The 15,671-nt window shown below is 60.1% G+C and carries 14 protein-coding genes; 1 reads left to right on the top strand and 13 read right to left on the bottom strand.

The features are described from left to right. Positions 1 to 120 precede the first annotated feature (120 nt). The 9 genes from DXD94_RS06205 to DXD94_RS06165 form a co-directional block, all read right to left on the bottom strand. Complete coding sequence (locus DXD94_RS06205; protein WP_117763542.1) at positions 121 to 840, bottom strand: GntR family transcriptional regulator; 720 nt, start codon at positions 838 to 840, stop codon at positions 121 to 123. A 104-nt stretch (positions 841 to 944) separates the two neighbouring features. Then, entirely contained in the window at positions 945 to 1,952 is a 1,008-nt protein-coding gene (locus tag DXD94_RS06200; protein ID WP_117763541.1) for a YitT family protein, read from the bottom strand. A 353-nt stretch (positions 1,953 to 2,305) separates the two neighbouring features. Next, positions 2,306 to 2,935, bottom strand: coding sequence for an HAD family phosphatase (locus tag DXD94_RS06195; protein WP_158553134.1), 630 nt, complete (start codon positions 2,933 to 2,935; stop codon positions 2,306 to 2,308). Between the two features lie 160 nt (positions 2,936 to 3,095). Next, positions 3,096 to 4,079, bottom strand: a complete 984-nt coding sequence (locus tag DXD94_RS06190; protein WP_233502247.1) for an SIS domain-containing protein — start codon at positions 4,077 to 4,079, stop codon at positions 3,096 to 3,098. 199 nt (positions 4,080 to 4,278) lie between these two features. After that, positions 4,279 to 5,112, bottom strand: a complete 834-nt coding sequence (locus DXD94_RS06185) for a PTS system mannose/fructose/sorbose family transporter subunit IID (protein ID WP_117763540.1) — start codon at positions 5,110 to 5,112, stop codon at positions 4,279 to 4,281. Positions 5,113 to 5,125: 13 nt separating this feature from the next. Next, positions 5,126 to 5,920: a PTS sugar transporter subunit IIC gene (locus DXD94_RS06180; protein ID WP_022095161.1), complete on the bottom strand. Its 795-nt coding sequence runs from the start codon at positions 5,918 to 5,920 to the stop codon at positions 5,126 to 5,128. Positions 5,921 to 5,956: 36 nt separating this feature from the next. Beyond that, complete coding sequence (locus DXD94_RS06175) at positions 5,957 to 6,880, bottom strand: PTS mannose/fructose/sorbose transporter subunit IIAB (RefSeq protein ID WP_117735437.1); 924 nt, start codon at positions 6,878 to 6,880, stop codon at positions 5,957 to 5,959. A 183-nt stretch (positions 6,881 to 7,063) separates the two neighbouring features. Further along, the gene (locus DXD94_RS06170; protein ID WP_158550244.1) at positions 7,064 to 8,146 is read right to left on the bottom strand and encodes a DMT family transporter; all 1,083 of its coding nucleotides are present in this window, start codon (positions 8,144 to 8,146) and stop codon (positions 7,064 to 7,066) included. Positions 8,147 to 8,405: 259 nt separating this feature from the next. Beyond that, positions 8,406 to 9,398 (bottom strand): SIS domain-containing protein, encoded by a 993-nt coding sequence (locus DXD94_RS06165; protein WP_117648180.1) that lies wholly within the window; start codon positions 9,396 to 9,398, stop codon positions 8,406 to 8,408. Positions 9,399 to 9,603: 205 nt separating this feature from the next. Here DXD94_RS06165 and DXD94_RS06160 point away from each other — a divergent pair, with 205 nt between their 5' ends. Then, a complete protein-coding gene (locus DXD94_RS06160; protein WP_117763539.1) occupies positions 9,604 to 10,326 on the top strand; it encodes a GntR family transcriptional regulator in 723 nt (240 codons plus the stop codon). Between the two features lie 374 nt (positions 10,327 to 10,700). Here the strand turns inward: DXD94_RS06160 and DXD94_RS06155 are convergent, their stop codons facing one another. The 4 genes from DXD94_RS06155 to mfd all read right to left on the bottom strand — a co-directional run. Further along, the gene (locus tag DXD94_RS06155; RefSeq protein WP_117763538.1) at positions 10,701 to 11,303 is read right to left on the bottom strand and encodes a GNAT family N-acetyltransferase; all 603 of its coding nucleotides are present in this window, start codon (positions 11,301 to 11,303) and stop codon (positions 10,701 to 10,703) included. 78 nt (positions 11,304 to 11,381) lie between these two features. Next, positions 11,382 to 12,407: a low specificity L-threonine aldolase gene (locus DXD94_RS06150; RefSeq protein ID WP_117763537.1), complete on the bottom strand. Its 1,026-nt coding sequence runs from the start codon at positions 12,405 to 12,407 to the stop codon at positions 11,382 to 11,384. A 45-nt stretch (positions 12,408 to 12,452) separates the two neighbouring features. Further along, positions 12,453 to 13,316, bottom strand: a complete 864-nt coding sequence (locus DXD94_RS06145) for a phosphatase PAP2 family protein (protein WP_117763536.1) — start codon at positions 13,314 to 13,316, stop codon at positions 12,453 to 12,455. Positions 13,317 to 13,470: 154 nt separating this feature from the next. Continuing rightward, positions 13,471 to 15,671 (bottom strand): transcription-repair coupling factor (gene mfd, locus DXD94_RS09825; RefSeq protein WP_233540331.1); only part of this gene is annotated, 2,201 nt, incomplete at its 5' end.

Genomic DNA, 15,671 nt, shown 5'->3' with positions numbered 1-15,671 from the left:
TTCCGAAAGGACGAGAGTGGATTTTTGGACACCCGACGAACGAGAGTGGATAATCTCCCACTTTAAGGCCGCCACCGGACCTAAAACGGGAGATTATCCACTCTCGTTTTCTATCCCGAACTACATCACCATAACGTAGCGCGATCCCACGTAGTACTGCTTACCCATCAGGACCGGCTCGCCGTTGGGACCGGTAAAGCCGGCACGCAGGTTGAGCAGCGGATCGTGCGGAGCAATGCCCAGCTCTGCCGCCTGCTCGACGTTAGCTCGAACGGCCTCGACCGTGCGGTAGCCAACCGAGACAATCGGCGTTCCACCAACACGCTCGACCTCGGCAAAAATCGACTTGTCCTCAAGATCGGCCGTCAACAGCTCACGGTAGGCGTCAAACGGCACAAAGATGTTCTCCTCAAATATGGGCTCGCCATCGGCCGTACGCACGCGCTTGATATGCAGCAGCAGCGCGTCCTTCTGCAGGCCAAAGAACTCCATCTCGTTTTGACGCGCCGGCACAATCTGGCGATCGACCACGTGCGCGCCGGCCTTCATCCCATTGTCGGCACACAGTGCGGTAAACGTCTGCAGCGTCGAAGCATGGAACTGACGGTTGATGTGCGGCGTGGAGACAAACGTGCCGCGACCCTGCTGCTTAACCAGATAGCCATCGGAGCACAGCTCCTCGACGGCGCGGCGCACCGTAATACGACTCACCTCGTACTGCTCGGCAAGCTCAAGCTCGGACGGGATGCGCTCCTTGGGTGTATAAACACCTTTCTCGATCGCTTCCTTGATCTCGTCGTAAATCTGCTGGTAAAGCGGTGCATTTTTGGGCGCTGGCATGACTGTTCACTCTTATCAAAATATCGAAATAACTAATACGTATATAACGTCTTTTTATATGTTACCTCAGTTTGATAAAACGATACACCGCATACAGCAAATCTTTACTTGCCGTCGTCCTGCTGCAAGCTTTCCTGATCGTGCAGACGGGCCTGCCTGCTGGCCATGCGCGCGGGCTTGTCGGGATCAGGAACGGCCGTGGGCATGGGCTCGTCGACATGGCCGCCCCACCAGCCGCCCACAAAGTTGAGCGTGTGGAACACATTGATCACGGCGCCGGGATCAATGTCGCACACCAACTTGATGATGTCCTGGCTCTCGTAGGTCGAGACAACGGCGTGCAGCAGGTACATCTTTTCGCGGCTGTATCCGCCAACGACCTCGGCGCAGCTAATGCCGTGCTGAAAATGGTCAACATAGGCGGTCATGACCTCGTCTGCCTTGCGCGTCGTGATCTGCAGCGTCACGCGGTCGTAGCGGCGGTAGAAGCTGTCGATGGTCTTGGTCGAAATAAACTGGAACACGATGGAGTACGCCGCATTGTCCCAGCCGAACATGAAACCGAAGATCGCCAGGATAAAGCAGTTAAAGCCAAAGATGACGCCCCATATGGTCTTGCCCGTGTGGTTGGAGACCCACAGTGCGATAAAGTCGGTGCCGCCGGTGGACGCGCCGGACTTAAGCGCAATGGCGGCGCCCAGGCCCGAGACCACGCCGCCAAAAATGATGAGCATGATCTTGTCGCCCAAAAACGGGGCGAAGTGAAAGATATTGAGGAACAACGACGAGAGCACGACCTGCATCATCGAGAAGATGACGAAGCGCTTGCTAATGCCGCTCCAGCACAGAAGCGCCACGGGGATGTTGAGCGCGAGCATGCCGAGCGAGATATCGATATGAACGCCGCCGAGCGAGGTGACGCGATCGAGTAAGACGGCGACGCCGGTAAGACCGCTCGGTAGCAGGTCGGCGGGCTGAATGAACGCCTGGATCAGAAATGTCTGAAGAATGGCGGAAATCGTGACCGCCACGGCAGTAATGGCGCGGCGGACGATGGTGAGGCGGCCGAGCACGAGCACGCGGTCCGTGAGCTGATCGATGGCGTTCGCCACGTAGGCTCCTTTCGAAGGCAGATGTAATCGTGGGGCATGCCGGCGATTGTAGCATGGAGCGCGAGTGGGCGCTTCAATTAACCCTCTCTCGACAACCAAAACGAGCCAGCAGCTCCCCAACCAAAGAGCCAAATTCTAAGTGAGTAGACTTTTTACGATCTGCCGAGCACACCAAAAACTGCCACCTCTGTGACCTGCGGTTTTACTAAAGCAGATACGCTTTGTGCTCGGCATGTGCCAAAAAGTCTACTCACTTAGTCTGAGTCGAAGTCAAACGAATCAAAATCCAAGCCAAATTAAGCCAATCCGCCGCAAAAGACGTGCGAATCTGTACTACTCGTGGTGGATCGACGCTACAAAGCGGCCAAAATGTCGGCCAGGTTGTCGATGATGGTGTCGGCGGCGGACTGGTCCAGGTTGACGCCCTCGTGCGGACGCAGCGCCAGGACGCGGGCGCCGGAGCGCTTGCCGGCCTCAATGCCCATAGGCGAGTCCTCGATAACCAGGCACTCGGCCGGCTCAACACCCAACGCCTCCATGGCGCGCAAATAGATCTCGGGGTCGGGTTTAAACGCACTGCACTCATGGCCGCTGATGGTGTAGTCCAGCACGTCGGCGATACCGGCAATCTCCACCAGCTCGTCGATGAGCTCACGGTAGGACGAGCTCGCGATGGCACACTTCACGCCGCGCTCGTGCAGCTCACGCATCACCGGCTCCGTCTGCTCGTTGAGCAGCTCGGCATACGGAACGGGATGGACCGGGCTGTAGACCTGCTTGTACTCCACGCGCAGGCGCTCGCGCAGCTCAACATCGTCGGGCACCAGCGACTTCCAAATGGCGGGCTCGTTAGACCCCGAAAGATCGGGGATCTCGTCAAAGTGGAACCCCTTCTCTTCCATAAACGCCACGCGGCGACGGTTGTAGAACCACTCGGTATCGACCAGCACGCCGTCCATATCAAACAGCACTGCCTTGATCATACGCATCTCCTCCCACTTGCCAAAAAGGGACAGGTTTATTTTGGTAGGTTTTATCTGGGGTTTTGCGGCGCGTGCGCACACGCCCTCCCCAGAGCAAAAAAGGGGACGGGGCAAAACCCCATCCCCTCTCAATCAACCCGTAAGGTTAACTTACTTGTGATTAGTAGGAAAGCTTCCACATGTAGCGACGCATGGTCAGCGGGTGCTGACGGGCCTCGGCGATCTGGTTGCCGTACTCGCGCATAACGGCGAGGTGCAGCAGCGGGTTGAAGTAGGTGACGACGCTTGCCGGCACGGCGTCGGCCAGACCGTAGTCCTTGGAGTCGATCAGAGCGACCTTGGCGCCCATGCGCTGCAGGAAGGTGAGGGCGCGAGCGTCCATCGGACGGGTGGCACCGTCGGACATGAAGAAGACGTAGGGCTTACCCTCGGTGGAAACCTCGAACGGGCCGTGGAAGTACTCGCCGGTGTTGTAGGCGGCGGCGTCGATCCACTGCATCTCGGTGAACAGGAAGGCGGCGTGAGAATAAGCCATCTTCTCGGAGGCACCGGAGGCCATGAAGTAGATCATCTCGTCGTCCTTGAAGTCCTGGGCGAACTGCTTGGCGAGGCCCTTGGCGGACTGAGCGGCGTTCTCGCAGAGCTCAAAGACGTTGGTGAGGCCGGTGATCATGTCCTCGTAGTGGTCATAGCCCTCGGTCTGCTGAAGGATCTCGAGAGCAAGGGCGATGGCATAGCCGGGCTTCTCGCACTTGGCAGCGTAGTTGGCGTGGAAGCCGTGGACGATGACGTGGTCGGCGTCGACGGTCAGAGCGGAGCCAGCCTTGTTGGTGAGGGAGACGACCGGGCAGTTGTGCTTCTTAGCGGTCTTGTTGGCCTCGACGGTCTCGGGCGTGGAGCCACCGAGGGAGCAGGTGATCACGAAGGTGTGCTCGTTGACCCAGGAAGGCGTGTCGTAGTTGAACTCGTTAGCGGTGAAGATCTGAACGTTCAGCTTGTCCGTGTTGTTGGCCAGGAAGTACTTGGCGGGGTAAAGATCGGACATAGAAGCACCGCAGCCGACGAAGGCGACGCTGTGAATCTCGTGGTTGGACAGGACGTCAGCGACGATCTGCTTAGGGAGGTTAAGGTCGATCTCGTACATCTGACACATTCCTTTCGTATTTTTGCGGCGTCACATTGCCGGACGCTCGCAGGGTTACCGTGGCTAGGACCGAGTCGCCGGCCCGTTGAGGATGCGACAAAGGGACTGTCCCTTTGACACATTTAGGGATGGAAGCCTGCCTGGGGTATGGGATGCCAGGCAGGCCCCCGGGGGAAAGCGGTTAGACGCTGGGTCGCGACTAGGCCAGGATGCCGACCGCGGAGAGGGCGATGCCGCCCACGATGGCGATCACGAGAAGCCAACCGGTGTTGACGTTCTTCTTGATGAGCCAGTACATAAGGCCGGTGAGGCCAAGGGAGATCATCTGGGGCATCATGCCGTCCAGGATGTCCTGGATAACGACGGTACCCTCAGCGAACTGCAGCGGGGTGGTGGCGCCGATCAGCGTAGCGATCATGCCGCCCACGGACATAAGACCCACGATGCCGCAGACATACATGAGCTTCTCCATGAGGTCGCCGCCCTGGAGCTTGCCCAGGTACTCGTGGCCACCCTGGTAGCCCATCTTGGCGGCGAACCAAGTGATCAGCACGGAGGGCACGATGGAGATGAGCATGGCCAGGATCGGGCCCATGATGGAGCCCTGCTGAGCCAGCTGGACGCCCAGACCAAAGGCGATGACGCGGATGGTGCCCTGGAAGAAGGAGTCACCGATACCGGAAAGCGGGCCCATGAGGGAGGTCTTGACCGCGTTGATCGAATCGGGGTCGAAGTTCTCGGGATCCTTGGCGTACTCCTCCTCCATGGAGGCGGCGAGGCCCAGGACGAAAGCGCTCGTCTGCGGGGTGCAGTTGTAGAACGCCATGTGACGATGGTAGGCCTCTTTCTTAGCAGCGAGCTGCTTGGGGTCAGACTCGTCGGGGTAGAGGCGGTCGAGCGTGGGAACCATGCCGTAGAGGAAGCCCATGTTCATCTGACGCTCGTAGTTCCAAGAGGCCTGGATGGCCCAGGAGCGCCAGAAGAACTGGCTGACCTTCTTGTTCAGGGACACGTCCTTGGTTGTGGTTGCCATAGTGTGTTCCTCCTTAGTCTTCGTCGTCTTCGAGCGGATCGTAGTCGGAATCGACACCGGCGGCTGCATGGGAACCGTTGAACTTGAAGCCCATGAAGACGACAGCCAGGCACACACCGATCAAAGCGACCGCGATGACGGACAGGTTGAGGTAAGCGGCGAGCAGGAAACCGATGAACAGGAACGGGGTCATACCCTTCTTGATCATCATGGTGAGCAGCAGGGCCAGACCGTAGGCGGTCATGATCTTGGTCGAGACGTTCAGACCAGTAGACAGCCACTCGGGAACCATGTTGACGATGGCCTGGACCAGGTCGGTACCGACAAAGACGGCCAGGAAGATCGGCAGGAAGTACATGATGGCGTACAGACCGGAGCCGGCGCAGATGTGCATGCGGTAGGCGGTCTTGAACTTGCCGTTATCGATCGCGCTATCGGCCACATGGGTGAGGGCGGCGATGATGGAACGGAACACGATGCCGAGGAGCTGACCCAGGACGGCGACCGGGATGGCGATCGTCATGGCGGTCTCGGCGGAAGCATCGGTCAGGCACGCGAAGGCAGCTGCCACGATGCCGCCCAGGACCATATCGGGCGGAACGGCGGCGCCGACCTGCACCAGGCCCATGGACACGAGCTCGACGGCGGCACCGACGGCAAGGCCGGTGGGCACATCGCCCAGCAGCAGACCGACGAGCGTGGCGCCAACGAGGGGCTGCTCGAAGTTAAGACGACCGAGCAGGCGGGAGTCCCACATGCAGAACACGCCGACGAGGCCGACGAGCACCGCACTGATGAACGTATTCATACCCTTCTCCTTTCAGTCAGGCAAAAGCCTGGTTGATTACAGCTTGGCGTCGATGTCGACGCTCTGATACGTGGGGGTCTGCTGGACGTAGAGCTTGATGCCCATGTCGAGCAGCTGGTTGACGTCGGCCTTCTGGGTGGCGTCGAAGAAGACGGAGCTGTCCTTGCCGCCGACCTGATCGGCACCGTCGTGGTTGGCGGTGGCGCCCAGGTTGATGGCGTCGAGCTTGTAACCCTGGCAGAACTGCAGCATCTCGGCCGTGTTGCCAAAGACGAACATGACGCGCTCGCCGAGGGTGTTGAGCTTGTCCATCTTGGCGAGGGCACGCTCGACGGTGAAGACGTTCAGGCGCACGCCCTGGGGCTTGGCCAGCTTAAGAGCACCCTTCTTGATGTCATCGTTGGCGGCAGCGTTGTCGACGACGATGATGCGCTCGGCCTGAACCTTGGTGGTCCAGGTAAAGACGACCTGGCCGTGCAGCAGACGGTAGTCAAGACGTGCGAGGACGATCTTGGCGGGACCGGAGCTGTGACGGGGCGCCTTGGCCTTCTTAGTGGGGGCCACGGCAGCCTCGATCGGCGCGTTGGGGTTGGTCAGACCGGTGCGGGCCTCGTTGATGAGGGCCGCGAGCTCGGCGCCCGTGACGGGGACGGGGCTCATAGCGAGCGTCAGTGCCAGCGGAATGTTGAAACCGCTGATCACCGTGAATGCCGCACCGTTGCGGGAAAGCTCGACCATGCTGTTGTTGACCGAGCTGCCGAGCATATCGGTCAGCACATAGACGGTGTCGTCCGCGTTGAACGTGGCGATGAGGGCGTCCACCTTGTTGGTGATGGGCTCCTTGTCGTCACGAGCAAGCGACACGACGTGGACGTTCGACACGTCGCCGAGAACCATCTCGAGCGTGTCTTTGGCGCCTGCGGCCAGGCCGCCATGAGATGCGAGAATGATCTGATTCATCTTGCCTCCTCCTTTTCGTTATGGTCATTATAACGTCTTATACGTTGCGGATATTGATGATTAGTATATAAACCGTTCACGGATGAAAAACGACCGTTTACGGGTTTAACGTACCTGAAACGTTGGGGCTGGGCAGGCCGGCGCTGGCTGGATAACCCCAGGTCGGACGCCGCGCGCAATCCCCTATCGCACGAAGTACCAGGGGCTTTCCTGCACGGTGGGCTCCAGCGCGATGCCGGTGCGCTCGCGGAACAGATCCATGTCCTGCGATTTCTCCGTCCACCACGCGTTGGGCTTAAAGGTCATGCTCTCGACAATACGTTTGGCAATGACGCTGTTGCGCAGCTTGGAGAAGTCGGTGTTCATGATCAGGATGGACATGAGCACCAGCGCAATGCCCAGGACCTTGATCGCGCCGGCGGACTCGGCATAGATACCAATGCCGACCAGAACGGTCGCCACGGTTTCGAACGAAGCCACGACCGGCACCTTCGACGTCTCAAGATCCATCGAAAGGCCCTGCATATAGAAGATGTACGCAAGAGCCGTCGGAATAAAGCCAAAGCCCGCGAACAGCAGAATGAGCTGCGGGGACATTGCCGCGGCTACATCGGACCACGGAGCCGAAAGCACCGCCATAAAGCATCCGCCAAAGACAAAGCCCCAAAACGTCACCGCCAGTGGATGCAGCGTCTTGGTGGCCATGCGGCTAAACACCGCCAGCAACGCGCCGCAAAGTCCGGCGATCACACCCGACGCGACGCCCCAGGCCGAGAAATGGAAACCGGACAGGTCGCCGCTCGTCACCGCGAGCACACAACCCACTATGTTAAAGACGATGGCGACGAGCTTGTTGGGGGTCACGTCCTCGCGATAAAGCACGCGGCCGAGCGCGACGCCAAACACCGGCGAGGTATAGAGCAGCACCGAGGCCGTGGACATGCCCACCTCGCCCATGCACTCGTAATAGCAGGTGTTGGCGGCGGCTAAACCGACGATACCGACAAGTGCGCAGGAAACAAGCTCTTTAGGGCTTGCCTTGAACAGGGCCAACGGACCCGAGGCTTTTCCCTCACGAGCACCTCCCTGGCAACTCATAAATGCCAAGACCGGAGCCATCAAGACGGCACCCGACAACAGGCGAAAGGCCGCCATGCTCTGAGACGAAACGCCCAGGGCCGATATTCCGTTAACAAAGATTCCGATGGTGCCCCACATTAGCGCGGCGATCAGCACCAGCACATAGCCCAGATTGCTCCTCTTCAACGCAGCCTCCTCGGTATTGTTTCCAATATGTTTCATGCTACGTTATAGTCGTTATATACATTTATCAAGACTGAAATCGGCGAACGGGAAACTTTTGAAACAAGGAGTGCCCCCAACTGCCGGCAGAAAGGGAACGTCCCCAAGTGCCGCTCTAGCAGTTGCGGTGAAATAGTTCTCAAACAGAGGTTTCACGCCCCCAAACAGGAACTATTCCACCGCAACTTATGAGGGGTATTGGGCTGTTAGGCCGCTCTATCCCTTAGTAATCCAGCTTCCACATGTAACGGCGCGTCATGTAGTCCTTGTGGGTGACGGCGGAGAGCGCACGCATGTAGACGTTGTTGAGGATCGGGGCAAAGATCAGGTGGTTGAAGTACTCGCTCACGCTGTCCTTGATGTCGTTGAGGCCGAGCTCCTTGGCGTCGAGCTGGTAGACGCGCTCGCCACCGTACTGGTTGACGAAACGGATGCCGCGCTCGTCGTTGCAGCGGCTGCGGCCGACGCTGATGAGCTGGAACAGCGAGGTTCGCTTGTCCAGGATCTCGAAGGGGCCGTGGAAGAAGTCGCAGGTGTTGATGGTGCAGGAGTCGATCTGCAGCATCTCCTGCACGTTGCAGATGCTAAAGACATAGGCGGCACCAAAGAGCGGACCCTGAGCCATGACGTTGATGCAGGGCTTGTCAGCGTTCTGCTCGGCCCACTTGGCAGCGAGCGGACGGGTGTACTCAACGGCCTTGCGATAGATAGGATCGACCAGGTCGAAGGCTGCCATAGCGGTCTCGTACTCGGCATAGCCCTCGGTCTGCTGCGTAAGCTCCATAGCGATCATGGTCACAACGGCGGAGTTGGTGCGGCCCATGCAGGACTCGTCGACGGCCAAGCTGTCGTACTGAATCTTGTAGTCACAGACCTCGGTGAGGGCGGACTCGTCAACATAGATGGCGATGGTGCTGGCGCCGTGGTCCTTAGCGACCTGAGCGGCGACAATGGTCTCCTTGGTGCCGCGCATGGAAACGACGACGGCCAGGGTGTTCTCGTTGACGTAGGCCGGGGTGGCATGCACGAACTCGTTGCTGGTGTAGCTGGAGCTCACGACCTGCGTAGCCTCGTGCTCCATAAAGTACTGGGCAGGATAGTTGCCGCCGTTGGATCCGCCGGCGCCAATCCACACAACGCGCTTGATGCCGCCCTTGTCTGCCTTGTCAGCCAAAACCTGGGAGACGACATCCTTAACCTGTTCCTGAGTAGTCATCGTGCATCAGCCTTTCTTCTCATTTGATGCTCTTGATGGCATACAAGTTACATACATGTTTTAGCGATGTCGACTAGTTGTATGCTATATTTGTCTTAGATATTTTGCTGATACGGTATATAAATACTCGTTACCAGCGGTTTTGTTGTTGAATTGGATACATGCTTGATTAGGCAAGCATACAGGTTAGATACAGGTTAATCGCATGAGCGCTTCATCTAAAAAGAAACTGACCCAATACGAGCGTCTGGCGGCCACACTTCGCGACCGTATCGCCGCCGGCACCTACGCACGCGGAGACAAGCTGCCGTCCGAAATGGAGCTCATGGACGAATCGGGACTGTCGCGCAGCACTGTGCGCCATGCCCTTAAGGTGCTTGTTGACGAGAGCCTGGTTCGCACCGAGCGCGGGCGCGGCGCCTTTGTGGCTGACACGCCGGCGCTCCACGAGAACAGCCTGGTGTTTTCGAGCTACACGGCGCAGATCCAGGGCCAGGGCATGAAGCCCACCACGCGCACGGTGGACTCGGGCTTTGCCAAGGCTGCCGGCGACGTGGCCAAGTTTTTCGATGCCGCCGTGGGCAGCAAGCTCGTCAAGCTCGTCCGTCTGCGCTATCTAGACGATGCGCCGCTGTGCTTGGAGACCACCTATCTGCCGCCAAGTTTTGAGGCGCTCATCGATCGCGATATCAACGGATCGCTCTACACCGCGCTGCGCCAGGAGTTCCATCGCGCGCCGGCGCAGGGGCACAAGACCTTTGAGGTGTGTTATGCCTCGCAAAACGAGGCGTTTTTGCTCAATGTGGAGCGCGGGCAGGCGCTGATTCTGATCACCGACTACGTCTACGACACCGACGGCCGCCCGCTGCACATCTCCAAGCGTATCCAGCGCACCGACCGCGCCAAATACACCGAGCCCATCGGCTAGCGCACCAAACGAGGCAAAATGTACCTAATAAACGTTTTACCTGCGGTTTTTATTAAATCTCAAGCCGGCATGGCGCAAATGCCAACATCGCCTGGCAATACGCGCCGCCCAAGCTCAACTGTTCCTGCCCAGAATATCCAGCACCGTAAACCTAAGTGAGTAGACTTTTCGCGACCTGCCAAGCACACCCAAAACAGCCACCTCCGTGACCTGCGGTTTTACTAAAGCAGATACGCTTTGTGCTCGCCTTGCGCCAAAAAGTCTACTCACTTAGCTCGCAAGGTGTCTCGACGGGACGATTCGAGTCAAAAAAGCGTACGAACGCGGCGCTTCTTGCGGCAATTTGATACCGCAAGACAGCCAAAAACCTGTCCCTAAATGGTAGGTTTGAAACCTTGGGCAACAAGTGCGGGGAACCAGGTTGGTTTGGGTTGGTTGGGGACGCGCTCGGCTAGGACCAGCTCCATCCAGCACATGTCGTACCAGCGGCCGAACTTTTGGGCGCAACGGTCGAAGGCGCCCACCAGGCGATACCCCATATGGGCATGGAAGTCCTGGCTGTTGTGCGTCAGATACTCGTCGTCTTTGTCGTGCGGTACGGCGATGAGCGCGCACATGTTGGTGATGCCCATCGCGACCAGGCATTGCTTGAGCGCATCGTGCAGCTTGCGACCCAGCCCACCATGGCGCACATCGCGCGCCAGGTAGATTGACGTCTCGACCGACCAGTCGTATGCCTCGCGGCTGTTGAGCGGGCTCACGTAGGCATAACCCACCGGACGCCCGTCCAGCTCCATCACCAGATACGGATAGCGCTTGAGTGTACGCTCGATGCGCCCGGCGAACTCCTCAACGCTCGGCACCTCGTATTCGCAGGTAATCGCCGTCTGGCGCACATACGGCTCATAGATGGCAAGCAACGCCGGCGCGTCTTCGGGCGTCGCCAGGCGAATCGTCGGCTCGGACATCTCGGCCATACAACCCTTCCCTCTCAAAAGCAAAGGCCGCCCCGCGCCAAACCCAGGTGCAAGGCGGCCCCTCGTCATTACATCAACCTACAGGACAGCCGCCAGCGCGTCGATGTCCTCCTGCGTCGTGGCCCAGCTGGTGCAAAAACGTACCACGGTGTGGGCCTCGTCGTACTTTTCCCAGTACTCGATCGAGGCATGTTCGCGAATGCGGGCCATGTCCTCGTTGGGCAGAATCACGAACTGCTGGTTGGTCGGCGTCTCCAAGAAGAACTGGTAGCCGCGCTCGTGCAGCACGCGACGAAGCGCCTGCGCGGCCTCGATTGCCTGGCGACCAACCTCAAAATACAGGCCATCGGTAAAGAGTGCCTCAAACTGCACGCCCGTCAGGCGGCCCTTGGCAAGCAGCGCTCCGTGCTGCTTAATGCGCGGAATGGGATGTGCCGGAGCGTGCATGCCGCAAAACACCACGGCTTCGCCGCAAAGCGCGCCGCACTTGGTGCCGCCAATGTAGAACACGTCGCACAGCTGTGCCAGCTCGGGCAGGGTAATGTCGCACTCATCGGCTGCCAGCGCATAGGCCAGGCGGGCGCCATCCACAAACAGCGGAATCTGGCGCTTCTGGCACACCGCATGAATCGCCGCGAGCTCGGCCTTGGAGTACAGCGTGCCGTACTCGGTCGACAGGCTCACATACACGGCGCCCGGGAATACCGTGTGCTCGTAGCTCTCGTTTTCGTAGAACACCTGGATATAGTTTTCGAGATCCTCGGCATGCATCTTGCCCTCGTAGCCGGGGATGGTGAGTACCTTGTGGCCGCCAAACTCGATGGCGCCCGCCTCGTGGCAGGCAACGTGGCCAGTCTCGGCAGCAACGACGCCCTCGTACGGCGCGAGCAGCATATCGATCACCGTCGCGTTGGCCTGCGTGCCGCCTACCAGGAAAAATACGTCGGCATCGGGTGCCTGGCAGGCCTTGCGGATAAGCTGCTTGGCACGCTCGGTGTGTGCATCGGTACCGTAGCCGGGTTGCGGCTCCATATTGGTGTCGACGAGCGCCTGCAGCACCGCCGGATGTGCGCCGTGGGAATAGTCGTTGTTGAACGCGAGCATGATAATCCTCTCTAGCCGGGCACGAGCCCGATGATTCAGATGGGGCTATTGTACGCCGCCCGGATAAGCAATGCGCGCGGCAAGGCACTCGAGCGCCAGCACCAGGGCAAAGCCGCAGCTCACGTCACTCAAAAAGTGCGCGCCAATCACGATGCGACCAAAGGCGACGAGCGCCGCAACCACAGCGGCGACCCAAAAGACCACGCGGCGGCGCGACGGCTTTTCCTTAAAGGTCGCCGCGGGAAGCCCGGCGAGCATAAGGCCGATCGCCGCGTGTGCCGTGTGTCCGCTCGCAAACGACTTAAAGCCGTCCTTGATCACGCCGGCGGCGATATAGGCCCACTTGTCGGGGTTACCGATCACCCACCACGGCTGAAAATCGAGTCCCTGCGTCACCGCGATCACGCGCATGCGCGGGCGCGACCACAGCGGCTTGACGATCACGTTGAGGATGATGGCCTGGGCGACCCACACGGCAAGCACCATTAACGCCCAGCGCGTGAGCTCTTTGGGATCGGTGTCGCGCGTGAGGCGGTAGACGATAAGGTTGGCGGCGATGACCAGCACAAACGTCAGCACCAACTGTGCTGCGACAAGTTTGCCGCCAACCCGCAGGGACGAAACGACCTCGTAGCCAGTCAGACCGACGTTGACAAGGATGCCGAGCACGGCGAGCCATTTGCTCCCCCTGGAGTCGGGACGCACCGCGCGCACGAGCATAACGCCCGCGATGCTCGCCGTCAGCTCGAACGGCAGCTCGCCGGCGGCCTCGATAAAGCGGCCGTACATGCTAGCGATGTTAAACAGCGCGCTCGAGATCTGATAATCGAAAAAGCTGCCCACGCACAGACAAAGGCACAGGACAACCGCGATAGCAGCGGCATCTTTCTTGTAAATGTACCCGAACATGCTTTCCTTTCGATGGGGCGAAGGGTCGACCCGCAACGTGGTGGGACAAAGTTATCAGTAGTTTTTGTCCCAGGGTTGCTTGCGTTGACAGGCTCGATGCGACTGTCGCACCTGGGACAAAACTACTGATAACTTTGTCCCACCGACTTACTTGTTAGTCGTCGTCGCTCGCACCCAGCTGCTGCAGCAGCATGAGTGCGGCCGCCACGGGGCCGATGCCGTCGTTGGCGTCGAGACCGCGGCCCAGGCCGCTGCCTGCGCCGGCGCCCGCCTTGTAGGGCACCGATAGCTTGCGGCTCTTGGGGAAGTTCACCGCGCCATAGCGAGTCTTGAACTCAAAGGCCACCTTCTTGGGCACGTCGACGCCCAGGAAGGTAATGCGCCCGCCGCTGAGCGTGACACTCTCGAGCCCCAGGCGCTCGCCGCGAATACGAATGCGCGCGCGGTTGAACAGGTTGAGTCCCGCCAACGGCAGCTCGCCATGCGCGGCCTCAGTCTCTTCCTGCACCTCGTCGATGCTCTCCAGGTCCTCGGCCGCCGCGAGCTTACGGTACACGAGCACGCGCTGATCCACCGCCGGCAGGTACTCCTCGGACAAGAAGTAGTCGGCCGGCAGGTTAATGCCCACGTTCGCCGCCTCCACGCCGGCATCGTCGTCGCCGCGCGCCTCGGCCACGGCCTGGCCCAGCATCTGCGTAAACAGGTCAAAGCCCACGCTCGACAGGTTGCCGTGCTGCTCGGCGCCCATAAGCGAGCCGGCGCCACGAATCTCCAGGTCGCGCATGGCGATGCGCATGCCGCTGCCCAGGTCCTGGAACTCGGACAGTGCGGTCAGGCGCGCCGTTGCCTCCTCGGTAAGCGGCAGCTCGCCCGGGAACATAAAGTATGCGTAGGCCTGCGTAGCCGAGCGGCCCACACGGCCCTTGAGCTGGTAGAGCTGTGCCAGGCCCAGGCGCTGCGAATCCTCGATGATAAGCGTGTTGGCGCACGCGTTGTCGATACCGCTCTCCACGATGGTCGTGGCAATGAGCACGTCGATCTTTTTGGTCGCGAACTCGATCATCACGTCCTCGACCTCGCGCGGGCTCATCTTGCCGTGCGCCACGCCCACGCGCGCCTCGGGCGCGGCCTCGTGCACGCGCGCCACGGCGTCGTCAATGGTCTTGACGCGGTTGGACACGTAGTACACCTGGCCGCCGCGGCCCACCTCCAGGCGAATCGCCGCGCTCACCACGTCGGGGTCGTACTCCCCCACGTGCACAATCACGGGACGGCGCCCGGTCGGCGGTGTGGTGATCAGGCTCATGTCGCGCACGCCGCTCGTCGCCATCTGCATGGTGCGCGGAATGGGCGTTGCCGAAAGCGTGAGCACGTCGATCTGCTCGCGCAAGTTCTTGAGCTGCTCCTTGTGCTGCACGCCAAAGCGCTGCTCCTCGTCGATGATCACCAGGCCCAGGTTCTTGGGGTTCACATCGGCCGAAAGCAGGCGATGCGTGCCAATGAGCACATCGATCGTGCCCTCGGCAAACGCCTTGAGCGCGCGCTTTTGCTGCGCCGGCGTACGGAAGCGGCTGAGCACCTCGACCTCAAGGCCAAACGGGGCAAAGCGCTCAAAGAACGTCTCGTAGTGCTGCTGGGCCAAAATAGTCGTGGGGCAGAGCACCATGACCTGACGGCCGGAGTCCACGCATTTAAACGCCGCGCGCAGGGCGACCTCGGTCTTGCCAAAGCCCACATCGCCGCACAGCAGGCGGTCCATGGGCTTGGGTGCCTCCATGTCGGCCTTAATGTCGGCGATGGCCTCCAGCTGGTCGCGCGTCTCGTCGTAGGGAAAGCTCTCCTCCATCTCGATCTGCTCGGGCGTATCGGGCGGGCAGGCGACACCGGCAATCGAGGAGCGTCGCGTATACAGGTCGACCAGATCAAACGCCAGCTTTTTGGCGTTCTTGCGCGCCTTGTTGGTGGCACGCGTCCAGTCGGCGGTATTGAGCCTAGTCAGGCGCGGCTTGTCGCCGTCGGGGCCAACATAGCGCGTGATGCGGTCGACCTGCTCGAGCGGCACGTAGAGCTTGTCGCCATCGGCATATTCCAGCAAAAAGTAGTCGCGCTCCTTGCCGCCCACTTCCTGGCGCGCAATCTCGCTAAAGAGCGCGATGCCATGCGTTGCGTGCACCACGTAGTCGCCCGGCTTAAAGGGGAAGGTGATCTGCGTAATGTCGACCTTGCGGCGGCTGCGGGCACGGTTGGCATCCATGCGGGCGTTGAGGTCGGCGATCGAGAACACGGCTAGATTGGCATCGGGCACCACCACGCCCTGCGGCAGAGCGGCATCCACAAAGGTCACGCGCCCGCGCG

The organism is Collinsella sp. TM10-22, assembly GCF_003466125.1.
Lineage (GTDB): Bacteria > Actinomycetota > Coriobacteriia > Coriobacteriales > Coriobacteriaceae > Collinsella.
The sequence above is the reverse complement of the archived record's forward strand: the minus strand, read 5'-3'. Positions and strand labels throughout refer to the sequence as shown.

Coding starts and splice junctions, on each gene's coding strand:
- DXD94_RS06205 (WP_117763542.1), bottom strand. CDS start 840: ATGCCAGCGCCCAAAAATGCACCGCTTTACCAGCAGATTTACGACGAG.
- DXD94_RS06195 (WP_158553134.1), bottom strand. CDS start 2,935: ATGATCAAGGCAGTGCTGTTTGATATGGACGGCGTGCTGGTCGATACC.
- DXD94_RS06190 (WP_233502247.1), bottom strand. CDS start 4,079: ATGTACGAGATCGACCTTAACCTCCCTAAGCAGATCGTCGCTGACGTC.
- DXD94_RS06185 (WP_117763540.1), bottom strand. CDS start 5,112: ATGGCAACCACAACCAAGGACGTGTCCCTGAACAAGAAGGTCAGCCAG.
- DXD94_RS06180 (WP_022095161.1), bottom strand. CDS start 5,920: ATGAATACGTTCATCAGTGCGGTGCTCGTCGGCCTCGTCGGCGTGTTC.
- DXD94_RS06175 (WP_117735437.1), bottom strand. CDS start 6,880: ATGAATCAGATCATTCTCGCATCTCATGGCGGCCTGGCCGCAGGCGCC.
- DXD94_RS06165 (WP_117648180.1), bottom strand. CDS start 9,398: ATGACTACTCAGGAACAGGTTAAGGATGTCGTCTCCCAGGTTTTGGCT.
- DXD94_RS06160 (WP_117763539.1), top strand. CDS start 9,604: ATGAGCGCTTCATCTAAAAAGAAACTGACCCAATACGAGCGTCTGGCG.
- DXD94_RS06155 (WP_117763538.1), bottom strand. CDS start 11,303: ATGGCCGAGATGTCCGAGCCGACGATTCGCCTGGCGACGCCCGAAGAC.
- DXD94_RS06150 (WP_117763537.1), bottom strand. CDS start 12,407: ATGCTCGCGTTCAACAACGACTATTCCCACGGCGCACATCCGGCGGTG.
- DXD94_RS06145 (WP_117763536.1), bottom strand. CDS start 13,316: ATGTTCGGGTACATTTACAAGAAAGATGCCGCTGCTATCGCGGTTGTC.